23 protein-coding genes are annotated in these 21088 nt (G+C 53.0%); 14 read left to right on the top strand and 9 right to left on the bottom strand.

What is annotated here, in order from left to right; translation table 11 throughout:
- The first annotated feature begins 176 nt into the window (after positions 1–176).
- The 4 genes from ACO08I_RS15155 (at position 177) to ACO08I_RS15140 (ending at position 3173) form a co-directional block, all read left to right on the top strand.
- The gene (locus ACO08I_RS15155) at positions 177–1220 is read left to right on the top strand and encodes an alpha/beta hydrolase (RefSeq protein ID WP_421946357.1); all 1044 of its coding nucleotides are present in this window, start codon (positions 177–179) and stop codon (positions 1218–1220) included.
- A 46-nt stretch (positions 1221–1266) separates the two neighbouring features.
- A complete protein-coding gene (locus ACO08I_RS15150; protein WP_421946356.1) occupies positions 1267–2256 on the top strand; it encodes a 3-keto-disaccharide hydrolase in 990 nt (329 codons plus the stop codon).
- 348 nt (positions 2257–2604) lie between these two features.
- The gene (locus ACO08I_RS15145) at positions 2605–2982 is read left to right on the top strand and encodes an Rpn family recombination-promoting nuclease/putative transposase (protein ID WP_421946355.1); all 378 of its coding nucleotides are present in this window, start codon (positions 2605–2607) and stop codon (positions 2980–2982) included.
- The gene (locus ACO08I_RS15140) at positions 2958–3173 is read left to right on the top strand and encodes a hypothetical protein (protein ID WP_421946354.1); all 216 of its coding nucleotides are present in this window, start codon (positions 2958–2960) and stop codon (positions 3171–3173) included. The genes ACO08I_RS15145 and ACO08I_RS15140 overlap by 25 nt, the downstream gene beginning before the upstream one ends.
- A gap of 69 nt (positions 3174–3242) precedes the next feature.
- Here ACO08I_RS15140 and aat read toward each other — a convergent pair whose 3' ends face one another.
- A complete protein-coding gene (gene aat / locus ACO08I_RS15135) occupies positions 3243–3923 on the bottom strand; it encodes a leucyl/phenylalanyl-tRNA--protein transferase (RefSeq protein WP_421946353.1) in 681 nt (226 codons plus the stop codon).
- A gap of 128 nt (positions 3924–4051) precedes the next feature.
- Positions 4052–5458 carry an MATE family efflux transporter gene (locus ACO08I_RS15130; protein ID WP_421946352.1) on the bottom strand — a complete coding sequence of 469 codons (1407 nt, stop codon included), beginning with the start codon at positions 5456–5458 and terminating at the stop codon, positions 4052–4054.
- A 67-nt stretch (positions 5459–5525) separates the two neighbouring features.
- On the opposite strand from ACO08I_RS15130, the gene ACO08I_RS15125 reads away from it, so the two are divergent.
- A complete protein-coding gene (locus ACO08I_RS15125) occupies positions 5526–6092 on the top strand; it encodes a glycoside hydrolase family 73 protein (RefSeq protein ID WP_160213683.1) in 567 nt (188 codons plus the stop codon).
- A gap of 107 nt (positions 6093–6199) precedes the next feature.
- A complete protein-coding gene (locus ACO08I_RS15120) occupies positions 6200–6634 on the top strand; it encodes an HPP family protein (RefSeq protein ID WP_044217830.1) in 435 nt (144 codons plus the stop codon).
- A 2-nt stretch (positions 6635–6636) separates the two neighbouring features.
- On the opposite strand, the gene ACO08I_RS15115 is transcribed toward ACO08I_RS15120, so the two are convergent.
- On the bottom strand, positions 6637–8511 hold the full coding sequence (locus ACO08I_RS15115) for a cation:proton antiporter (protein WP_282777997.1): 1875 nt from the start codon (positions 8509–8511) through the stop codon (positions 6637–6639).
- Positions 8512–8680: 169 nt separating this feature from the next.
- Here ACO08I_RS15115 and ACO08I_RS15110 point away from each other — a divergent pair, with 169 nt between their 5' ends.
- From ACO08I_RS15110 to ACO08I_RS15075, 8 genes are all read left to right on the top strand, one after another.
- A complete protein-coding gene (locus ACO08I_RS15110; RefSeq protein ID WP_282777995.1) occupies positions 8681–10264 on the top strand; it encodes a peptide chain release factor 3 in 1584 nt (527 codons plus the stop codon).
- Between the two features lie 216 nt (positions 10265–10480).
- Positions 10481–10711 carry a hypothetical protein gene (locus ACO08I_RS15105; protein ID WP_421946351.1) on the top strand — a complete coding sequence of 77 codons (231 nt, stop codon included), beginning with the start codon at positions 10481–10483 and terminating at the stop codon, positions 10709–10711.
- Positions 10708–11052: a hypothetical protein gene (locus ACO08I_RS15100; RefSeq protein WP_421946350.1), complete on the top strand. Its 345-nt coding sequence runs from the start codon at positions 10708–10710 to the stop codon at positions 11050–11052. The genes ACO08I_RS15105 and ACO08I_RS15100 overlap by 4 nt, the downstream gene beginning before the upstream one ends.
- A 64-nt stretch (positions 11053–11116) precedes the next feature.
- Positions 11117–12148: an OmpA family protein gene (locus ACO08I_RS15095; RefSeq protein WP_421946349.1), complete on the top strand. Its 1032-nt coding sequence runs from the start codon at positions 11117–11119 to the stop codon at positions 12146–12148.
- An 80-nt stretch (positions 12149–12228) separates the two neighbouring features.
- The gene (locus tag ACO08I_RS15090; protein ID WP_421946348.1) at positions 12229–13365 is read left to right on the top strand and encodes a PQQ-dependent sugar dehydrogenase; all 1137 of its coding nucleotides are present in this window, start codon (positions 12229–12231) and stop codon (positions 13363–13365) included.
- Positions 13362–14147 carry a class I SAM-dependent methyltransferase gene (locus tag ACO08I_RS15085; RefSeq protein WP_421946347.1) on the top strand — a complete coding sequence of 262 codons (786 nt, stop codon included), beginning with the start codon at positions 13362–13364 and terminating at the stop codon, positions 14145–14147. Before ACO08I_RS15090 ends, ACO08I_RS15085 begins: the two co-directional genes overlap by 4 nt.
- Before the next feature lie 211 nt (positions 14148–14358).
- Complete coding sequence (locus ACO08I_RS15080) at positions 14359–14847, top strand: methylated-DNA--[protein]-cysteine S-methyltransferase (RefSeq protein WP_421946346.1); 489 nt, start codon at positions 14359–14361, stop codon at positions 14845–14847.
- Between the two features lie 56 nt (positions 14848–14903).
- The gene (locus ACO08I_RS15075) at positions 14904–15536 is read left to right on the top strand and encodes a Uma2 family endonuclease (protein ID WP_282774589.1); all 633 of its coding nucleotides are present in this window, start codon (positions 14904–14906) and stop codon (positions 15534–15536) included.
- 13 nt (positions 15537–15549) lie between these two features.
- Here the strand turns inward: ACO08I_RS15075 and ACO08I_RS15070 are convergent, their stop codons facing one another.
- The 6 genes from ACO08I_RS15070 to ACO08I_RS15045 all read right to left on the bottom strand — a co-directional run bounded on the left by ACO08I_RS15070 (position 15550) and on the right by ACO08I_RS15045 (position 21080).
- The gene (locus ACO08I_RS15070) at positions 15550–16131 is read right to left on the bottom strand and encodes a hypothetical protein (RefSeq protein WP_421946345.1); all 582 of its coding nucleotides are present in this window, start codon (positions 16129–16131) and stop codon (positions 15550–15552) included.
- Positions 16132–16208: 77 nt separating this feature from the next.
- Complete coding sequence (locus ACO08I_RS15065) at positions 16209–16826, bottom strand: Crp/Fnr family transcriptional regulator (RefSeq protein ID WP_421946344.1); 618 nt, start codon at positions 16824–16826, stop codon at positions 16209–16211.
- 62 nt (positions 16827–16888) lie between these two features.
- Positions 16889–17341 carry a hypothetical protein gene (locus tag ACO08I_RS15060; RefSeq protein ID WP_282773688.1) on the bottom strand — a complete coding sequence of 151 codons (453 nt, stop codon included), beginning with the start codon at positions 17339–17341 and terminating at the stop codon, positions 16889–16891.
- Positions 17342–17370: 29 nt separating this feature from the next.
- Positions 17371–19155 (bottom strand): V-type ATP synthase subunit I, encoded by a 1785-nt coding sequence (locus ACO08I_RS15055; RefSeq protein ID WP_421946343.1) that lies wholly within the window; start codon positions 19153–19155, stop codon positions 17371–17373.
- The gene (locus tag ACO08I_RS15050; RefSeq protein ID WP_282773684.1) at positions 19152–19748 is read right to left on the bottom strand and encodes a V-type ATP synthase subunit D; all 597 of its coding nucleotides are present in this window, start codon (positions 19746–19748) and stop codon (positions 19152–19154) included. The genes ACO08I_RS15055 and ACO08I_RS15050 overlap by 4 nt, the downstream gene beginning before the upstream one ends.
- Before the next feature lie 6 nt (positions 19749–19754).
- Positions 19755–21080 (bottom strand): V-type ATP synthase subunit B, encoded by a 1326-nt coding sequence (locus tag ACO08I_RS15045; protein WP_345894589.1) that lies wholly within the window; start codon positions 21078–21080, stop codon positions 19755–19757.
- Positions 21081–21088: the final 8 nt, after the last annotated feature.

The following is a 21088-nucleotide window of genomic DNA, read 5'->3' as shown; positions in this document are numbered from 1 at the left end:
GTCTGTAATAAGAGAAGAAGCCCGGCGCCATTCATCTGAGATACAACGGCTTTCATTTTGATAATATTTCCACTAAAAGAACAGGGCAAATCAATGATTATTTATCTGCCATAGCGTGGCTCTGATATGTCCATATTCGCTAAATTAGTGCTTACCCTCAATCATAAATGATACCAATGCTAACCAACAAAACGATTTCCACGCCCCGCCTGAAGCAGTTTGTGCGCTTTTTCCGCGAAAGCGGCACCCCTGTATTTTTCATCCACGGCAATGGCAGCTCTTCCTTCTTTTGGGAAGAAACCATGCAGAATCTGCCCGAAGGCTTCAGGGGCGTAGCGCCTGACCTGCGCGGCTACGGCGATACGGAAGACCAACTCATAGATGCGACCCGTGGCATGGCCGACTGGGTAGCGGACTTTCAGGCTTTGCGCGAGGCGCTTGGCATTGAACAGTACCATATTGCCGGGCATTCGCTGGGCGGGGCATTCCTGTTCCCGCTCATTGCTGAAGAAGGCGAACGCGTGCTGTCGGCTACTTTGGTGGCTCCGGGCTCCCCCTTTGGCTTTGGGGGCACGAAAGACGAGAAAGGGACACCCAACTATGCTGACTTTGCCGGCTCAGGCGGAGGTATTGTCAATCCTGAATTTGCCAAATTAATGGGCCAAAAGGACAGGGGGAGCGATAACCCGCAAGCCTCGCCCCGCGTAGTCATGAATACCTTTTACTGGAAGCCGCCCTTCAAGCCAGAGCGAGAGGAAGAATACCTGAGCTCGCTGCTGAGCCAGAAGACAGGCGACACCAGGTACCCCGGCGACTTTGTGCCTTCCGAAAACTACCCCTTCGTGGCTCCCGGGAATTACGGGCCTATCAATTCCACTTCACCTAAGTATATCGGGGCGTCGGTGGAAAAATTCATTCATGCCGAAGCTAAGCCTCCTGTTTTATGGATACGTGGCGCCGAGGATCAGATCGTTTCGGATAATTCCCTGTTCGACTTTGGCACACTTGGCAAACTGGGGCTGATCCCCAACTACCCTGGCGAGGATGTCTATCCGCCACAACCTATGGTCAGCCAAACCCGCTACGTACTCGAACAGTATCAGCGCAATGGGGGCACCTACACCGAAGTGGTTTTCGACGACTGCGGGCATACGCCTTTTGTAGAAAAACCGGAGGAGTTTTTAACCCGGTTCCATCCCTTTTTGGAAAACCATAAATAATGGTTTATTTCAAGACTTCTTTACCATAACCAAAACAAAAGGAATAATGATGAAGGATTTAAAAAGAGCTTTACTTCTGGTAGTTTGTGCAGTGATGGCTTTTTCCACCCTTTCCGCACAACGCGTGGAGAGTGATTCGGAACTGATTGGCAAATGGGACCTCACCATCACAATGGAGAAAGACCAACTGGAAAATCTCGGTATTTTCAGGCACGGGCTGATGTCGTCCAAGGGCTTCCCGGGATGGCTGCAGGTGAAGCTGTCGGGCTTCTCTACGCTCGTGGGCTACTACGTGGGGTACGAAGGCAGCGCCCGCCCTATTGCTGAAATCCACTACGATGAAGCTAAAGACAAGTACCACTTTACCATTCCGCCACAGTGGATGGATATTGACGATATTTACTTTGAGTTCAGCCTGGAAGACGACAAGCTCTCGGGCTATAAAATGCTCGATGGCAATAAGCTCAAATTTACCGGTGTGCGGGCACCAAGCCTGACGAGGGAGGAGCCACCGGTATGGGGCACGCCCATCAATTTGCTCACTGAGAACATGGACCGCTGGATCATCCCGGAGAATAATCAGTTCAAGATGGTTGATGGGGTCATGATGAATACCAAAAAAGGCGGCAACCTGATCTCCACTCAGAAGTTTGATGACTTCAAGCTCAGCATTGAGTTCCGCTACCCCGAAGGCAGTAACAGCGGCATTTACCTCCGCGGCCGTCATGAGATTCAGATCGAGGACTCCAAGGGAAGAGCGGATGATGTCAGCATCGGTGGCGTGTATGGTTTTATTGCACCAACGGTTAACGCGGCGAAAGCGCCAGGAGAGTGGCAGACCTACGAAATCACCCTGGTGGGAAGGCACGTTACGGTAGTGCTCAATGGGGTGGAAGTGATCTCTAACCGGCCCATCCCCGGCATCACCGGTGGCTCACTGGACAGCAACGAAGGCGAGCCCGGCCCGATCATGATTCAGGGCGATCACGGGCCAATTGATTTCCGCAAGTTTGTAGTGACGCCTGCGGTGAACTGATCTTTCTAAACTCAGGCTGTCCCTATATCTGCTGAGGCTATGTTTGGAGCAGGCTTGCAATGCCGAACGCTTCACACATAGCCTCAGCAGATTCAGGGCGGTTTATGTTTTAAAAGACGAGGGCAAGTGAATATATGGTCTTACATCCACTGGATGCCACTATATGGAAGAAGGGAAATGGGACTATAATGCTTGCACGGAAATCATTCAGGTTAGGACTTTGAAGGATAGTTTGGTGTCTGAAATGGAGGTAATGGATTTGGGAGAAGATAAGTTGACTGTTAAATAGCAGAAATAAAAAATTTCAAATTATTTGGTTTAATCTGAGGGTTTCTATATTTTCCAATTATGGTATGGCGCGACACACTCTGGAAAGCCCTCATTGAGGAATTGGTAGAAGACTTTCTGTATTTCTTCTTCCCGACGTATATGGATCAGATAGATCTCAGGCGGGGCGTAGTATTTTTGGATAAGGACCTTGAACAAATCATGCCCGAGGCGGATACCGGGCGGCGGCATGCGGATAAACTCTTTAAAGTCTGGCTGAACGATGGTGAGGAGCGTTGGTTTTTAGCACATGTCGAGGTGCAGGGTTATCCAGATGCAGATTTTGCTTTCCGGATGTTCCAGTATTATTACAGAATTTTGGATCGCTACAATTTGAAAATGAAGTACGCAAGATTACCAAATCACGAGAACCTATGGGACTGGAAGAAGCCATTTTAAAGGAAGTGCTGGAGCAAGGCATCGAACAAGGCATCGAGCAAGGCGTCGAGCGTAAGGCTCATACCGTAGTAATCCGGGCTCATGAAAAAGGGCTTTCCGTGGTTGATATTGCTGAGATAGCAGGTCTGACTGTGGAAGAGGTAGCATCCATTATAGCGGATTACGAGGCAGACAAAGGTACAAGCGCCTGAAGTGTTTATTGGAATGGAAAAAACAGCTTTTACAACAAACAACCTTTCGGTTAGATTGAAAAAGCGCCCCTATCCCCATTTCCCCTCACCATCCGGGTGTGCATCATTTGCACGCAGAGCCTGTAAAAATTCCGGGCGGGGAATAGTCGTCGCTCCCAGGCTAAGCAGGTGGCCGGTCTCCTGCTGACAGTCAATTAGGGTGAAGCCCTGCGCTTCCAGCCGATGGACAAGGGAGATGAACCCAAACTTAGAAGCATTGGAGGCCCTGGCAAACATAGACTCCCCAAAGAAGACCTTGCCGATTGCAATACCGTATAGCCCGCCCACGAGCTCCTTCTCCTTCCAAACCTCTACCGAGTGTGCAAAGCCTGCCTCGTGCAAACGGGTATAGCCTTTCATCATTTCCCGGGTAATCCAGGTACCTGCCTGACCATTCCGTGGCTGTTGGGCGCAAGCCAGCATGACCTCCGTGAAGCACCGGTCATAAGTAACTTCAAACTTGCGCTGATTGAAGTAAGGGCGCATACTTTTGGAGACTTTCAGGTCTTCGGGAAAAAGTACACAGCGCGGATCGGGGCACCACCACAAGATTGGGTCGCCGGGGGCATACCATGGGAAAATGCCATTGCGGTAAGCCAGCAGCAGGCGTTCCTTAGACAAGTCGCCACCTGCTGCCAAAAGGCCATCAGGGGTTGAATGTATCGGGTCGGGAAAGATAATATGCTCAGGGTCGAGCCAGAAAACAGGCATTCGGTATCGGGCATTGTGGTTAATGATCGCCTAAAGTACACAATTTAGTAAGTTGTTTTGTTGACTTTGCCAGCCAAACAAAGGCGCCCGCTAAGTTGCCCGGGACGTTGCTGCTACTAAAGCCATCGTTAAGCTCCTGTGGTGGAGGACGTTTGCCGTTTGGTTAGCCTTAAGAACCGAAGCGTGAGCAATACTGCACTTGCGCTCAGCCCAAGTACCAGCCCGATCCAAAGCCCCGCAATATCCAAATCCTGCACAAAGGCAAGCCAGTAGCCCGAGGGGATACCAATAGCCCAGTAAGCCAGAAAAACAAAAAAAGTGGGCACTTTCACATCCTGTATACCCCGCAGCAAGCCGACGCCTATGGCCTGTACAGAATCAGAAATCTGGAAGACGGCCGTTAGGAACAAGAGGGTGGCAGCGTAGGTGACCACTTGAGGCTCATCATTGAAAAGCAAGGGCAAGTTATGGCGCGTCAATACAAATACAATGGCACAGAGCAGCCCGTAAGCCGCCGCAATCACAAAGGTAGACTGCCCTACACTGCGGGCATGCGGCCAGTCCTGCCTGCCATAGGCGTAGCCCACACGGATGCTCCCCGCCGCACTGATGCCTACCGACACCATGAAGGTGAAAGAAGCAATACTAATGGCAATTTGGTGGGCCGCTTGCTGAATGTAGCCCAGCCAGCCAGCCATAATCCCGGAAACGGCAAAGGCGGCAGACTCCATACCGTATTGCAAGCTAGCCGGGATGCCAATCCGGAAGATATCCTCAAACCGGTCCCGGCGTATCTGCAGCTGATCTGCCAAATGCTGCCGGTAGGGCGCAAACCCCTTGCCGTAGGCAATCAGCCAAAACAGCGCAATCATCGTGACCACACGGGAGACCATCGTGCCTACACCGGCTCCCTCCAGCTCCATACGCGGTGCCCCCCATTCCCCAAAGATGAAAGCGTAGTTAACCAGGACATTCACCGGGATGGCCAGCAGCGCCAGGTACATAGGCACCCGGGTGTGACCCAGCCCATCGGCAAACTGCTTCATGGCCATGAAAACAGCCATAGGTACCATACCCCAGCCCATCCAGATCAGGTAAGGACGGGAGAGGTCGGCTACGATTTCATCCTGCCCGAAGTAGTAGACCATATCTACTCCAAAGTGGATGCCAATAGCGAACAGCAACGACATAAGGGTCACAATCAGCCCGCCGTTGAAAAGGATGCGCAGCGGCTTATCGGGCTCATTTTCACCCATTGCAGAAGCGACTAAAGGGGAAATGGCAGTGGTCAATCCAATACCGAGGACCAACGGCAATGTGATGAGGTTATTGACGAAGGCAGCAGCAGCCAGTTGCGAACTGTGGATAGCCCCCACCATCGCACTGTCAATGATGCCCAGCGCAATCTGCGTCATATTGCCCAGTATAATGGGCCAGCCCAGCTTTAAAGTATGTTTGACTTCTTGCCACATGCCTGAAAAATTGCGCGGCAAAGGTACAGTATTGTTGGACTTGTTGCCGGTTTTTGATGACATTGGTATATTTGATGCTATTCTTTCTATGCCCGGCGGGCTGTTGCCCGCAGAAAAAAGCAGTCTAAACATGAAACGCCTTCAACCTTTCATCCACTATAGTACCTTCGCCCTCGGGCTTATTCTGGTGTGCAGCTTCATCTCTGAGCGCAATCAGGCGGCGGCGGCAGAGCGCCCATGGAAAGTCCGCGCCTATATCCAAAAGCACGACTTCCTTGCCGAAGCCCTGCACCAGGAAACGGGCATCCCCAAGGCAATTATCTATGCAGTGGCCGGGCTGGAAAGCGACTGGGGCAGAAGTGAGCTGGCTAAGCATGCCAATAACCACTTCGGCATCAAGTCAAAACCGGAATGGCGCGGACTGGAGTACTGCAAGCCTACGCAGGAATACAACGGGCAGCAGATGGTGACGCAGAACGATTGCTTCAGAAAGTACCCGCTTATCCGCCGGAGTTACGAAGATTTTGGGGATTTTCTGATGCAAAGCGAGCGCTACGCCATCCTCAAAACCCTGGAAGCAAACGATTACACCGGCTGGACGGATGCCATTCAAAGCGGGGGGTACGCCACCGATCCTGAATATGCGCACAAGCTGAGGGGTATTATCTGGCGCTACCGGCTTACTCAAATACCCTGACAAGGTTTGGGAAACGTAATTTTTTCTATTTATTAACGACCGGAATTTAGGGCTAATACCCAAAAGCCCTATTTTTGATTTTTTCCAAAACTAAAACCAGCAACACCATGGACCTCAATGCGCCCATTTCCACTATAATGTCCACCGAGCTCAAGACCATTGCGCCGGACAGCCCTGCTACCGAAATTGATACCTTGTTCAAGGAAAACCGTATCCATCATATTCCGGTGCTCGATGAGAAGCGCAAGGTGGTCGGCATCGTCGGCAAGTCGGATTTCCTCTACCTGCTGCGGGGCTATACTTCCCATGAGACGGACCGCTTCCGCGAAACCGCTAAGCTGCGGGCCTTCAAGGCAATGGAGATTATGCAGGAAGAAGTGGAAACGCTGCGGGAAAGCGACCCCATAAAGGAAGCAGTGCGCCTCTTGTCGGAGAACCGCTACCAGGCCCTTCCTGTGCTTGACGGGAAAGACAGTATCTGCGGTATCGTCACCACGCACGATATCCTCGACCTGGTCAATAAAGCCGGCCAGGAATCCTGAGTTTACTTGCCCATGACTTCCTGAATGGAAGGCTTTTCCAGCTTGCGCCCCAGATAAACAATCTTAACCCCTTCCTCACATTCGTAATTGTCAAGACTGTGAGGGATGGGTTCAAGGTTGCCGTCCGGCGAAAGCAAAAACAGAGGGGCAGTATGCGTATTCACGGCGGTGCGGTCAAGTATCCGCTCGATATCCTCTTTAGCATTGACCTCCAGTTCATGGATGACGGGGTAGTCCCGGGCTATCTCATTGAGGTTGAGGAAGTCGTCAGTGTAGGAGAAAATACCCTGCTGCGGTAATTCCTCCCGGCTGCGCTTGAGCTCATCGGGCGTTAACAATCGGAAAGCGCCATTCTCTCCAAAAATCTTCTGGTACTTGCGCACCGCGTAGGTATTGATGTCCGCACTGCTCGTCATCGAAATCATATAGCCCATATCCAGCAGCTCAAACTGATCAGACAAATCATCGGTGTAGATATTGACGTTGTACGCTTCAAGGTTTTCTTCTCTGGCCTTTTTTACATTGCTCTCGTTGTTGTCTATGAGCACCACATGCCGGTTGCGCCCCTGCAGGTATTGCCCGATGATGCGGCTCGCTCCATTGGCGCCCACAATGAGAATCCCCTCCGAGCTGTCGAGCGTAACTTTCAGTACTTTGGCGATAAAGCGGGCCGTGGTAGCATTAATAAGCACCGTGCCCAGTACGATCATAAACACCAGTGGCACCAAAAACTCGGCATCTTCCACCGGTGGGTTTTCTGACGTCAGCGTCAGGCCAAAGAGTGAGGCAATACCGGCGGCAACAATTCCCCGTGGGCCTACCCAGGAAATAAACAGCTTCTCCCGGAAATTCAGGTCTGAGCGGCGCGTACTCAGGAATACGCCTATGGGCCGCAGGATCAGGGTAATGGAAAGGAAGAGACCCAGCGCCCGCCAGTCGCTGATAATGATTTGGATATCATCAACGTTGATTAGTGCGGCCAGTATGATGAACAAAATGGAGATGAGCAGTACGCTCAGCGATTCCTTAAACGACAATATCTCTTTAAGCCAGGGCACATCCATATTGCCCAGTACCATGCCCATAACGACTACCGAAAGCAGCCCGGACTCATGGGCCAGCACATCAGAAAATACAAAGATAAGCAGCACCATCGCCAGAGTGAATACATTGAGGAGGTAGTGGGGGATCAGGTCCCGGATGATGAACTGATAAAGGGCGTAGCCCGCTACGGCACCCATGGCCAGACCAATGAGGAGAATCTGGAAGAAGGAAACCAGCGCATGGGAAGTAAATTCCACACCGCCCTCCGCCGAGCGGATAAACTCAAAGACCAATACTGCTACGAGCGCCCCTATGGGGTCAATCAGGATACCCTCCCACTTCAGAACAGTACTGACGTTACGGTTGAGTGGGATATTTTGCAGGATCGGTGCAATTACGGTCGGCCCGGTCACGATAATAAGCGCTCCAAACAAAAAGGAAACCGCCCAGTTGAGCTCCATAATGTAGTGCGCAAAGAGGCCGGCGCCAATGAAAGTAATGAGCGACCCCACGGTTATCATTTTCAGGATAGCCGGGCCCACGCCGGCGATTTCCTTTCGTTTCAGTGTGAGTCCGCCTTCAAAAAGGATAACACCAATAGCCAGAGACACGAAAGAGAACAGGTATTTGCCGGGAAAAATCCCGGTTGTCCCTTTCTCGCTTTCTACGAGGAGCGGTTCCAGCAGTTTCTCACCATCGTGGGTAAAAAAGGTGGAGATCGGCCCTACAATCAGCCCAATCAGAATCAACGGCAGGATAGCCGGTACTTTGGTGCGCCAGGCCAGCCATTGGGCGAAGATGCCTAAAACGATGATTCCAGCAAGTTCGAGCATGGGCGTTGTCCAGTTAGTGGGTTGTAAAAACAATTTAACTCTACAATTAACCCACTTCACCCGGCCTTGGTTTGCGAGTCTTTACGATCATAGCCGCTAAATACCTGAACATCCGTGGTTTCGGCAGAAAAATAACTACCTTTGCGCTTCGAAAATTCACGCAGTCTATATGTCTTTCAACAAAGAACTCAACCGGCGCCGCACTTTTGGCATCATCAGCCACCCGGATGCCGGAAAAACCACCCTTACGGAAAAATTGCTGCTCTTTGGGGGCGCCATTCAGGTAGCCGGTGCAGTCAAGTCGAATAAAATCAAGCGCAGCGCCACGTCCGACTTTATGGAGATTGAGCGGCAGCGGGGTATTTCGGTGGCAACCTCCGTCATGGCCTTTGAGTACCGCAACCTCAAAATCAACATTCTCGATACCCCTGGACACCAGGATTTCCAGGAAGACACCTACCGCACACTTACAGCGGTCGACAGCGTGATTGTGGTGATCGACGTGGCCAAGGGCGTGGAGGCGCAGACTGAGAAGCTGGTCAATGTATGCCGCATGCGCAATACACCGATCATCGTCTTCATCAACAAGCTGGACCGCGAGGGCCTCGATGGCTTCGACCTCCTCGACGAGCTGGAGCAAAAACTGGGGCTGACCGTTCGCCCGCTAAGCTGGCCAATCGGTATGGGGCAGCGTTTCAAAGGCGTGTACAGCATGTATGAGCAAAAGCTGGTGCTTTTCCGCCCCCACGGCAAGCAGGAGGATGAGGAAGATCGAATAGAAATCAACGACCTGACTGACCGTCAGCTTGATGAGCTGGTGGGCGAAGCCGCGGCGGATGAATTGCGTGAAGAAGTCCATATGGTCGAGTCTGTCTATCCCAAATTTGACCGGGAGGCTTACCTGAAGGGCGAGCTTTCACCGGTTTTCTTTGGCTCAGCCATCAACAACTTTGGCGTACGCGAGCTCCTCGATTGCTTTGTGGAAGTGGCACCTCCACCCCTGGGGCGGGTCACGGAAGAACGGGAAGTCAAGCCAAACGAAGATAAATTTGCAGGTTTTGTATTCAAGATCCACGCCAATATGGACCCTAATCACCGGGACCGTATCGCTTTCCTGCGGGTCTGCTCCGGCCGCTTCGAGCGTAATACCAACTACCTGCACGTGCGGCAAAACCGCAAGATGAAGTTCCCTAACCCCACGAGCTTCATGGCGGCCAAAAAGACCATTCTGGAGGAAGCCTATCCCGGCGACGTGGTGGGCCTCTACGATAGCGGCAACTTTAAGATTGGCGATACCCTCACCGAAGGCGAAGTGCTGCACTTCAAAGGCATCCCGAGCTTCTCCCCGGAGCAGTTCCGCTTTGTCAATAACGCCGATCCCCTTAAGTACAAGCAGCTCGATAAAGGTTTGGTACAACTAATGGACGAGGGCGTGGCGCAGCTTTTCACCAAAGAGGATAACAACCGGAAAATCATTGGCACAGTAGGCGCCCTGCAGTTTGAGGTCATTCAGTACCGCCTGGAGCATGAGTACGGTGCCAGGTGCAGCTACGAGCCGGTCAACCTTCACAAAGCCTGCTGGGTCACCTGTGACGATGAAAAGGCCATGAAGGAATTCATTCAGCGGCGGAAGCGGGACCTCGCCCGCGATAAACACGGGCAGCTGGTCTATCTGGCAGAATCCGCCTGGTCCCTGCAAATGGCGCAGGAGAATCATCCGAAGGTGCAATTCCACTTTAAGAGCGAGTTTTAGGCCGCGCAACTTTACGTGCTTGCCAGAGCGGAGGGGCTGCGGCGCAAAGATTTTGCAGGGGGATGTTCAAGGTTATAATCCGGATTTTCCATCCGGAGCCAGCTCCCTGTGCATCTGCTTTCCTTTCTCGCTTAGGTAAGGAAACAGCAAAGCCATCATCGCCCGGTGGTAGTACCGCACAACTTCCTCCCCTGCCTGTTCTAAAATAAATTTCAAATGGAGCAATCATCCGATCCCCAGAACGAAGAAAAAATGATGGACAAGTCCCTCAGCCAAATGAAGGACAGTTACCGGTCTATCGACGAAAAGTTGAAACTTCAGGAGGATGACTCCCTCTTCCTGTTGGCAGGCAAGGTCGTACTGCGGGTCTTGCTGATTATCGTCATGATTGCGCTTTCGCCTTTCCTGGTCATCGGCTTAATCTTTGCCTTTATGGCGGCGCTATGAGCAGGCGGCAGGTTTTTGGGGGCAGCCTGCTCCTTTTTGTGCTGCATCAGCTGCTGCAAAAGGGCTTAGGAATCCACCTGCCTTTTTTTCACGCCTACCTTGACCCTTTTCTTTCCATGCCCATCGTGCTCGGCCTGCTCGACTGGGAGCGCACACGGCGCTATGGCTGGAGGCCGCTTCAGCCCTGGGAAATTGCCGTGACGACCTTGCTGTTCGTTCTTTTGTTCGAGTGTGGCTTTCCGCTTTGGAATCCGGCTTTCATTGCCGATTGGTGGGATGTGCCGGCTTATGGGGCGGGGGCGTTGCTTTACGCATGTGGGCGGCTTCCTGCGAAAAAATAAGACAATCCATTTTCAGGAAGACACTGTAACCATTTGCCCAGCAGCACATTATGCTACTAAAAGCATGCCACGTCTCCTACTCCCCTTCCTCCTCTGCCTATTCGTGTTTACCGGTACTGCACAAAATACCCAGCGCACCCAATACTGCGACCTCCCTGTTTACTTCGATTTTGGTGCGGATAGCCTGACGGCCAACGCCCGTGACCGCTTGCAGCAACTAGCCATTGATATCGTGGAATTGCCGGGGCTCGATATCCGCCTGACCGCACATACAGATGCAGTCGGGGGCTCCGGTGCCAATCTCGCCCTTTCGAAAAGGCGTGCCCAGGCCGTGTCAGAATTTCTTACCGCAGCAGGTATCCCGGACAGTACGCTTCAGCAGGTAGGCAGGGGCGAGGCGGCACCCGTAGCCAATAACGATACGCCGGAGGGGCGACAGCAAAACCGCCGGGTGGAGGTGCAGGTGTACTCAACCGTGCCCATGCGTGCCCTCACGGGGCAAATCAGCAGTCAGACAGACAGCGCAGGCGTACCCGCTACGGTCCTCCTCTCCACCGACAGCTGGAGGGATTCCCTGAAAACCGATACCACCGGGCAGTTCACCACCCTGATACCTGCCCTGCAGCCCGTGCGCCTCGATGCCTTCGCAAAGGGCTTCTTTTTTGATACGAAAATACTGGCGCCCGACGCTTCTGCAGCGGATGTAGAGGCTACACTGCCACTGCCCCCGGCGGATGCTGGTGCTAAACTTCCGGTCAAACGGTTGCACTTTGTGGGTGATCAGGCCGTGCTACTTCGGAAATCATTGCCGGAACTGGACCGGCTGCTACGGTTTATGGAGCTGAATGCTGACCTCGAGATCATTATCCACGGGCATGTCAATGTCCCCAATTCACCCCCGATAAGCCCATCCTCCGCCAGCTTCAAGCTCTCCGAAGACCGGGCAAAGCGTATTTATGAGTTTCTGACAGACCATGGCATTGACGCCGCCCGCCTTTCGTGGAAAGCCCATGGCAACTGGGAAATGCGCTACCCAAGGGCCAGATCCGAAGGGCAGCAAGCGGCCAACCGGCGGGTGGAAATTGAAGTCCGGTAAAAGCAGTTAGCAGCGTCGCGTAAACACGAGGGTATTTCCCAACTCTGGACGCCGGAAATCTGTTCCCTCTAAAAAAGCTCATGCGATTACTACCCATTTTTGTCCTTATCCCCCTGCTCGCTTTCAGCTGCGGCAAGATTAACCCGCCTGGCCCCAAACTGTTCAAATCCTCCAAATTACCCGTGGATAAAATCCAGTTACCGGAAGGGTTTGAAATAGAGGTGTATGCCGAAGGCGTGAAAAATGCCCGCTCCATGGACCTCTCCCCGGACGGTACGCTATTCGTAGGGACCAGAGGCGAGGGTAAAGTTTACGCTCTCAAAGATACGAACGGTGATGGCCGGCCTGATCAACAGTACGTTCTGGCTGCCGGGCTCAAAATGCCCAATGGGGTGGCGTTCCGGGATGGCGACCTGTACGTTGCGGAGGTCAGCCGGATCCTGCGCTTTCCGGATATTGAAAGCCGGCTGGAGAACCCCGGTGAGCCCGAAGTGGTCTACGATGGTTATCCGACCGAAACTCACCATGGTTGGAAGTATATCGCCTTTGGGCCGGATGGCAAGCTTTATGTGCCGGTGGGTGCCCCCTGCAATATCTGCAAAAGTGAAAAGCCCGTATTTGCTTCCATCACCCGCCTCAATCCGGACGGGACCGGCATGGAGGTCGTTCAGGAGGGCATCCGCAATACCGTAGGCTTCACCTGGCACCCCGAAACAGGCGAGCTTTGGTTTACGGACAACGGGCGCGACTGGATGGGCGATGATCAGCCTTACTGCGAGCTCAACCGGGCACCGGAAGACGGGTTGCATTTTGGCTACCCCTATTGCCATCAGGGAGATTTGCCAGACCCCGAATTTGGAGATGCTGCTCCTTGTTCAGACTTCACTCCGCCGGCTGCAAAACTCGGTCCGCACGTAGCGCCGCTTGGACTGGAATTTTATACCAGCAAGCAGTTTCCGGAATCTTATAGGGGGCAAATTTTCGTTGCTGAGCATGGCTCCTGGAACCGCAGCGAAAAGATTGGTTACCGGGTTATGATGGCTACCCTGGAGGGTAATGAGGTGATCAGTTACAAACCCTTCGCTGAGGGGTGGCTGGATGATGGCGATGTCTGGGGCCGGCCTGTGGACATCGAGCTGCTGCCCGATGGCTCTATGTTGGTGAGCGACGATTTCGCGGATGCGATTTACCGAATTTACTACAACCCCAAGTCATGAAGCAGCGCACGGTCTGGGATGCTCAGCTCTATGACCAAAAGCATGCCTTTGTAGCGGAATACGGCAAAGGCTTAATCGAATGGCTGGCCCCTAAGCCGGGAGAGCGCATCCTGGACTTGGGCTGTGGTACCGGGCACCTGGCTGATGAAATTGCTCAGGCTGGTTGTGAGGTGGTCGGGATGGATGCCTCAGCGGAGATGGTTGAACAAGCGCGCAGGGCATTTCCGGAGCTGCACTTTGAGGTGGGTGATGCCGCTGATTTTTCATTCACGGAGCCATTCGATGCAATTTTTTCCAATGCCACCTTGCATTGGGTACTGGATTATCAGGCGGCAATAGCGTGCATGTACCGTCATTTGAAGCCGGGGGGCAGGCTGGTGCTGGAAATGGGTGGAGCCGGGAATATTGAACAGATCATCCGGCAGCTCCGCACCGAATTGCAAAACCGTGGTTACCGGGCTCAAAGTGAATTGCAGCTTTGGTTCTTCCCGGGCATCGGCACCTACACAAGTGCGCTGGAGGCTGCTGGGTTTCAGGTGGAAATCGCCCAACATTACGACCGTCCCACGCAATTGCAATCGTCGGCGCACGGTGTGGAAGACTGGCTGAGTATGTTTGCCGGCGCTTTCTTCGAAGGAGTCCCTGAGGGAAAAGCGGCTGAAATTAGAGCACAGGTACAGGCAGCGGCCCGCCCCCACCTTTTCCGGGATGGGCATTGGTATGCCGACTACAAAAGGCTGCGCGTGATGGCGGTGAAGCCTCTCCGGGCAGAGTGTGCATAACAAATTGCACTTTTTGAATAGCTTGCCAGCATTTGCCGTTTGCCTCTCCTGGATAAGCTGGAGCAGAGCGGGAAGCTCTACCCCAGCAGCCATAGGGCTTAAATGCAGAGGGTTGCCTTTGTGTTTTGTGCAATTTGTTATACACACCCGGGCAGATAAAGATTGAAGAATTGGTTAAAAACCGGTAAATTACAGCTATAATCTTCAAGCCGTGACTGAATACGCTCATTTCCTGTCCCCGTTTGGCTGCCTTCGCGTAGAGGGTAGTGAAGATGGCATCAGCCTGGTTCAGATGGTGTCGACCAAGCCTTGTCCCACGGGGCCTATCCCTGCGGTCCTCAAACCCTGCATACAGCAACTGGCGGAATACTTTCGCGGCGACCGGGATGGCTTTAACCTTAAGCTCGACTTTGGAGATGCCCCGCCTTTCCACAAAGCCGTCTGGAATGAACTCCTGAAAATCCCCTACGGCCACACCACCACTTATCAGGCGATTGCCGAAAATTTGGGGGATAAAAAAGCCGTCCGTGCAGTAGGGCAGGCCAACCGGCACAACCCTATTGCCATCATCGTGCCCTGTCACCGGTGTATTGCCAAAAGCGGGGAACTGCAAGGGTACTTTTACGGGTTGGATATGAAACGGCAGTTGCTGGAATTGGAAAACCCGCTGAGCTTTGCCCGTCAGGGTAGCTTGTTTTAAGCGCGTCATAAATATGAACCCAACTTATGCTACAGAAAAAATTTAAACTTTAACCGATGGAGGTCACCACTCAAATCCCCACAACCCTGGAAGAACGCCTGAAATACGGCACAGAGCTGCGTATTGCGGCAAGCTGGGAAGACTTTTTGGAGATCCTGCCTGCCGCAGAGTACCGCGTGGAATACTACGGTGGCGAAATTATTTCTGTTATGGGCCAAGCTTCTGATAATCATGAATTGATCGTTGCTGCAATTATCAAGTTGATCAGTAATCTTTTGGACAAAGATGATACTTATTACATCTACGGCAGCAATCTGCCCCTTTACGCAGAGGGCATAACCAAAAATTACTACAATGCGGATTGTACCGTCGTCAGAGGAAAAGCCGAGAAGAAAGAAGTGCTGCCCGGGGTAAACGCTACTACCAACCCAGTCCTGCTGGTCGAAGTACTGTCTCCTTCCACCGAGCAGGAAGACCTCTCCACCAAGCTGCACCACTACCGCGAAATGCCCTCTGTACAGCAGCTGTTGTTTATTCACAGTACGTCCATGCGGGTAACGAGCTACACCCGTGAGCCCGAACAGGATGGATGGCTGCTGCGGGATTTTACAGCTGAATCCGAGTCTTGCCCGGTACTGGGCGAGGGAGGTTTTCTGCTGCGGGATTTATACCGGAAGGTGACGTTCTGATGCTTTTCAATGCTCAGTCTATTCCCTCTTCAGCCACAATCTGCCATCGTTTTTGCCTGTGAATGTAGAACCGCCTTGCAAATCTGGTGATAAGTCCGGTAAGTCCACTACCATAGATCACGATAGTGTCTTCATAATGGGTACGGCCATCGCCCAGATCCTTTAGCGTAATTTCGTGCTTCCAAATCTTTGCCCGGTTGTCCCATTCATGGGTAGCGATTTGGTATTTGCTTTCGTCGATCTTTTCAATCTTCAGATAGTGAATCCCTCCGAATGGCAGGATCCCCCAAATGCGCATTCGGGTGCTGTAAGTTTTGCCGGCTTCCCATTTTTCTGGAAACCCCTCGTCCATTGGATTAAAACGGATCATGCCCTTTGCTACAAATTCCAGCAATGCAGGGGTTTGTACCTTAGTCCATACTTCCTCTACAGACATTGGGATTTCAGACTGCACGCTGAGCTGCCGGGCCTTTACCCTTTTGCCCTGGTAATCCGCTTGGACACGATTGATGGTTGCGCCTGGCTTCGGTATTTGGGTGCCGGCAGGCCCAGCGTTCAAAAGAAATAAGCTTAGGATCAAGAACTTTCGCGTCATTGTATTTAGAGTTTTGAAAGGTTTATGCAAAACTCGCGGCGAATGAGGAAGCATTCATTGATCCGGATCAAGAAAGATCAGGTGAGGTCAGGATCAATAGGATCGTGGACGGAGGGCTTAATCGAATCGAGGCCCATCCGCCGCCGCTTGATCCGGCTGAGGGTCTCGGGCTTCACGTTGAGGTAAGAGGCAATCATATACTGTGGGACCCGCTGCAATAATTCAGGCTGCTCCCTCACCAGCGCATCAAAGCGGGTATCCGGATCATCGTGTAACAGCCGGTTGGCGCGTTGTACCGAGATAATGTAGGAGCGCTCTGCCAGCAATCTGCCAATACGCTCCCAGTTTTTTGAGGTATTGAACAGGGCTTCAAGGTCATCCCTGAAAATACTGTAAACTACGGAGTCTTCCACAGCTTGAATGGGCCGTACGGAAGGTGTCCGGGTCAGATAGCTAAAGTAGTCAGTGACGAATTGCTGCTCGGAAAAGAACATCATGATCTTCTCGGCTCCTTCATGAAGGTAAAAGAGCTTGAAAAGGCCCTTCTCAATGAAGGAGATTTTGTTGCAGTACTGCTGCTCCCGGATGTAGTAGGCACCTTTCGGGTAGGTGTCCCGGGTAAATACAGAGCTTGCAGCCTCCCACTCTTCTTCGGAGAGGGAGGCGACTTGCTGCAGATAGCTCTTGAAAAGCATAGCTATAGCTCTTTGACTATGGAGCCGATCAAAACAGACCCTTTGCCAGCTGGATTGGCGGCTTACAGCCCTGCGTTAATCAGGAAGGTCGCTGCGAAAGCTACAATCGCGTACAGCTCGGGGAATACCGCCAGTACCATCGTCTTACCAAATACATCGTAACCCGCGCCCACCCCGGCAATACCGTTGGCACAAATCCGGCCCTGCTGCATGGCAGAAATCAGGGCAACCAGCCCCAGCGCAAAACCCGCAGCAAATACTGCAATGCCCTGCCGCATGGTGATGTCATCCGTCAGTACACCGGAAGCATTAATGATAAAGAAGCCGGCAAAGCCATACAGTCCCTGTGTACTGGGCAGGGCACTTAGCAGCATGTAACTGCCGAAGGCCTCTTCGTTTTTCTTTAGGGCACCCACAGTCGCATTACCGCCCATGGAAACACCAATGGCGCTGCCCACGCCCGAAAGGCCAATCATTAATCCAATCCCCAGATAAGCTATTACAATCGCACTCATGTCTTTTATTGTTTTTCTTTTGTTCGCGTTTATGATTCCTGTTGCCGCAGCGGGTCGTAGGGTTTCCCTCCGCCCTCAAAGCCGGCATTTTTGTAAAATTCCACAAAGGTGAGGCGCATCGGGTGAACGAAGGCGCCCAAAGAGGCAATCAGCAGGTTGGCGGTATGCCCGACGAGCAGGAACACCACAAACAGGATCGGGCCTACAATTTCCATAGAGCCCTTGATCTGCAGGCCAATATCATTGACGACCAGCCCGAGGATGGCGCTCGCTATACCCAGCGCAAAGAGCCGAATATAGCTCAGCAGGTCCCCAAAAATACCGGTGATGCCGTACAAAGCCCATGCGCCACTGCCAAGCCGGCTGAAGAGGCCGCCTTCCGGGTCGCTGAAGAGCAGGATCAGCCCTACTGCTGCCCAGGCGGCATACTGTGAATACGGCAGCAACTGTTTGGTCAGCCCAATGTCCGCCAGGCTCAGCACCAGCAGTATCCAGCCCACCGGCGCTATGCCGTGCATCCAGCCGTACTGTCTGCTCTTATTGACGGCTTTCACACCCAGCCCAAAGAGAATCTGAACGACCCCCAGGATAAGGGCGAGCTGAAAAGCCTGATCACTGTTCAGCATAATTTCCCGGATATTGCCCAGCCATGCAAACTGATCCTGAAGGAGGTTGACGCCGAAGACCGTGCCGGTGAGCACCCCGAAGAGTACCGTAGCAACGCCCAAAAACTGCACGAGCGTCAGCGTAGGCTTCATGTCTTTTGCTGCCCGGAATTTATAGACGGTAGCGCCCAGCAACAGCACAATGCCGTAGCCCGCATCGCCGAGGCAAAAGCCGAAGAAGAGCAGGAAGAAGGGCGCAAAATAAGGGGTCAGGTCCATCTCCCCGTAGGAAGGCAGGGCAAAGAGCTTAGCAATCGGTTCAAATAACCGGCTGAAGCTCGAGTTTTTCAACAGAACAGGTGGTTGATCGGCAGGCTTGGGCTGCTCGGTCAGAAAGGGGATGCCTTGTTGTTCACACAGGGCTTCCACTTCCTGTTTTTTAGGTTTCGGCGCATAGCCTTCCAAAAGCATCAGCTGCTCATCGGCTTCCCACCGGGTATGTTCAATGACACTCATCAATTGCGTGGTGTCCTGCAAATCACGCAGAGCCGCTTGCAGAGCAGGTATGCCGACTTGTGCCAACCGGTCCAGGCGGGCATTGATATCAGCGATGGAATTGTCCAGCTCTTTCTGCCGGGCCTGAAGCTCCACCGTCCCGTTTTTAGGGTCGGGGATCATCTCCACGCCGGGAATTTCAACGGGCGCTTCCGCCTTGGTAATGCCTGCAAAGTAGGAATTGGCGCCCAGGTTGCGCAGATGGGCAACAGGGTATTCTTTCGCCCAGTCCGGATTGTATTTTTTGGTGGGGCAAACCAGGAACTGTACTTCCAGCCCGGCGGCTTCCAGCTTTTTAACGGTCTCGATGGAAAAGTCGCCCCAGGGCTTCAGAATATCAAATTCCTTGCGCACGGTGGCGCGTTCCTGCAAGAGTGGCTCCAGGCGGTCGGTCAGGGTATCGTATTCTGCGGCTACACTGTGCCCTTCCTCTGCGGTGGCGGTGCGTTGTTCCACATCCACTTCCCGCTTTTCCAGGGCTTTCAGCACCTTTTGGAATTGCTGCTGCAGCGCCAAACGGTCCATTAGACCGGACGAGCGTTCGCCTTCCTGTTGCTGCACGTGCAGTACGCCCAGTTGCCGCAGCCCCTCCAGGAATGCCGTGTATTCGGAGTGGTGGACCAGGAACAGGTATTTTTGCATCGGTACAATCATAAGGCATCGCTGTTGCTGCGCTTTTTCACAATCTTCTGGGCGGCTTTCGCCAAATTCTCTTCATCTTCCAGATAGCGCTCAATCTTTCGGATGGCATCTTCATAACCGGGAATCTGTACTTTCTCGTACAGGTTGACCTTTTGGGTGGTCTTCTTTCGGGCAAACTCCAGGCGGTCCATTTTCTGCAGGATGACTTTGCGGCGCAGCGCGAGCTCTATCCACTGCTTGAGCAGTTCCATCCCCGCCGGGAACCAGGCCGGCCGGTTGAACAGGCTGAACGGGTGGCGGATGAACTGTATGTCTTTGAGGACCGGTGTGGCTACGCCGGCGACCTTTTGGCTGCCCATTTCCACGGATTCCACCTCCAGCAGGTTGAAATCAAATTCTTCCCAAAGCCCGGCCATACTTTCGTGCCGGTCAATCGTCTGTTCCAATTCTGCGGCCACCTGCTCCGCTTCCTTACGGGCTTTTTTGACCTCCACGCGCAGGGCTGCCTCCTTATTCTTAAGAATAGGCAGGGCATTCTCACGAATCTTGAGCTGCTTCTTGAGGTGCTGCAGGGACGTCTTGTTATATTGGAAAGCGATTGCCATAGCTCATTATTGGTTTTCGGGCCAGTATTGGTCAGTCAGGGATTGCTTAATGCCCACTTCAGCTTTGGAGAAGTGGGCGGCAAATAGCTGCCAGGCCGTATCCAGCATTTTGTCCGTATCAATATTCACGTCGATAGCCAGGAGCTTATCGGAATATTCACGGGCAAACTCCAGGGTTCGTTCGTCGTAGTTGGTCAGCTCGAAGCCGTTCTCCAGTTTGGTACGGGCGTTGGCGGCATCGGCATAGAGGCGCACAGCTGAGTTCATCACCTGCGGATGGTCTTCCCGGGTCTTCTTGCCAATTACCAGCTGCTTGAGCCGGGAGAGGCTCCGGAAGGGGTCTACGATTACCTTGCCAATGTCTGTGTCGCGGCGCAGGAAGAGCTGCCCCTCGGTGATATACCCGGTATTATCCGGAATGGCGTGGGTGATATCTCCACCGGAAAGCGTAGTCACGGCTACAATCGTAATGGAACCGCCATCTTCAAACTGCACGGCTTTTTCGTATAGCTTGGCCAGGTCACTGTACAGGGAGCCCGGCATGCTGTCCTTGGACGGGATTTGATCCATACGGTTGGAGACGATACTCAGAGCATCGGCGTAGAGGGTCATATCGGTGAGTAGCACCAGCACCTTTTCCTTTTTCTCCACGGCGAAGTATTCCGCAGCGGTCAGTGCCATATCGGGTACGAGCAGGCGCTCCACAGTCGGGTCTTCGGTGGTATTCACGAAGCTGACGATACGGTGGAGGGCGCCGGCGTTTTCAAATACACTTTTGAAGTAGAGGTAGTCATCGTTGGTCAGCCCGATACCGCCCAGCACAATTCGGTCGGCAGCGGTACGCAGGGCCACGGTAGCCATCACCTGATTGAAGGGTTGGTCGGGGTCGGCAAAGAAGGGGATCTTCTGCCCGGTGACCAGGGTGTTGTTGAGGTCGATACCGGCAATACCGGTGGTGATGAGCTCCGAAGGCTGTTTCCGCCGCACGGGATTTACCGAGGGCCCGCCGATTTCCTGTTCCTTCCCTTCCACCTCCGGTCCGCCGTCGATGGGGTTGCCGTAGGCATTGAAGAAGCGTCCGGCCAGGGCCTCGCTCACCTTCAGGCTTGGGGCTTTGCCCAGGAAAATGACCTCGGCATTAGTAGGTACCCCTTCCGTGCCCGCGAATACCTGCAGGGTGACTTCGTCGCCCATAATTTTTACCACCTGAGCCAGTTGCCCGTTCACGGTGGCCAGTTCTTCATAGCCAACGTCCGTAGCACGCACCGTACAGGTCGCTTTGGTGATTTCCTCTACCTTGGTGTATATCCTTTGAAATGCGGTGGGCATGATGATTCGTT

It is taken from the genome of Phaeodactylibacter xiamenensis, from assembly GCF_965229835.1.
Taxonomy (GTDB): domain Bacteria; phylum Bacteroidota; class Bacteroidia; order Chitinophagales; family Saprospiraceae; genus Phaeodactylibacter; species Phaeodactylibacter xiamenensis.
Note: the sequence above shows the minus strand (reverse complement) of the source record. Positions and strands in the feature narration are given on the sequence as shown.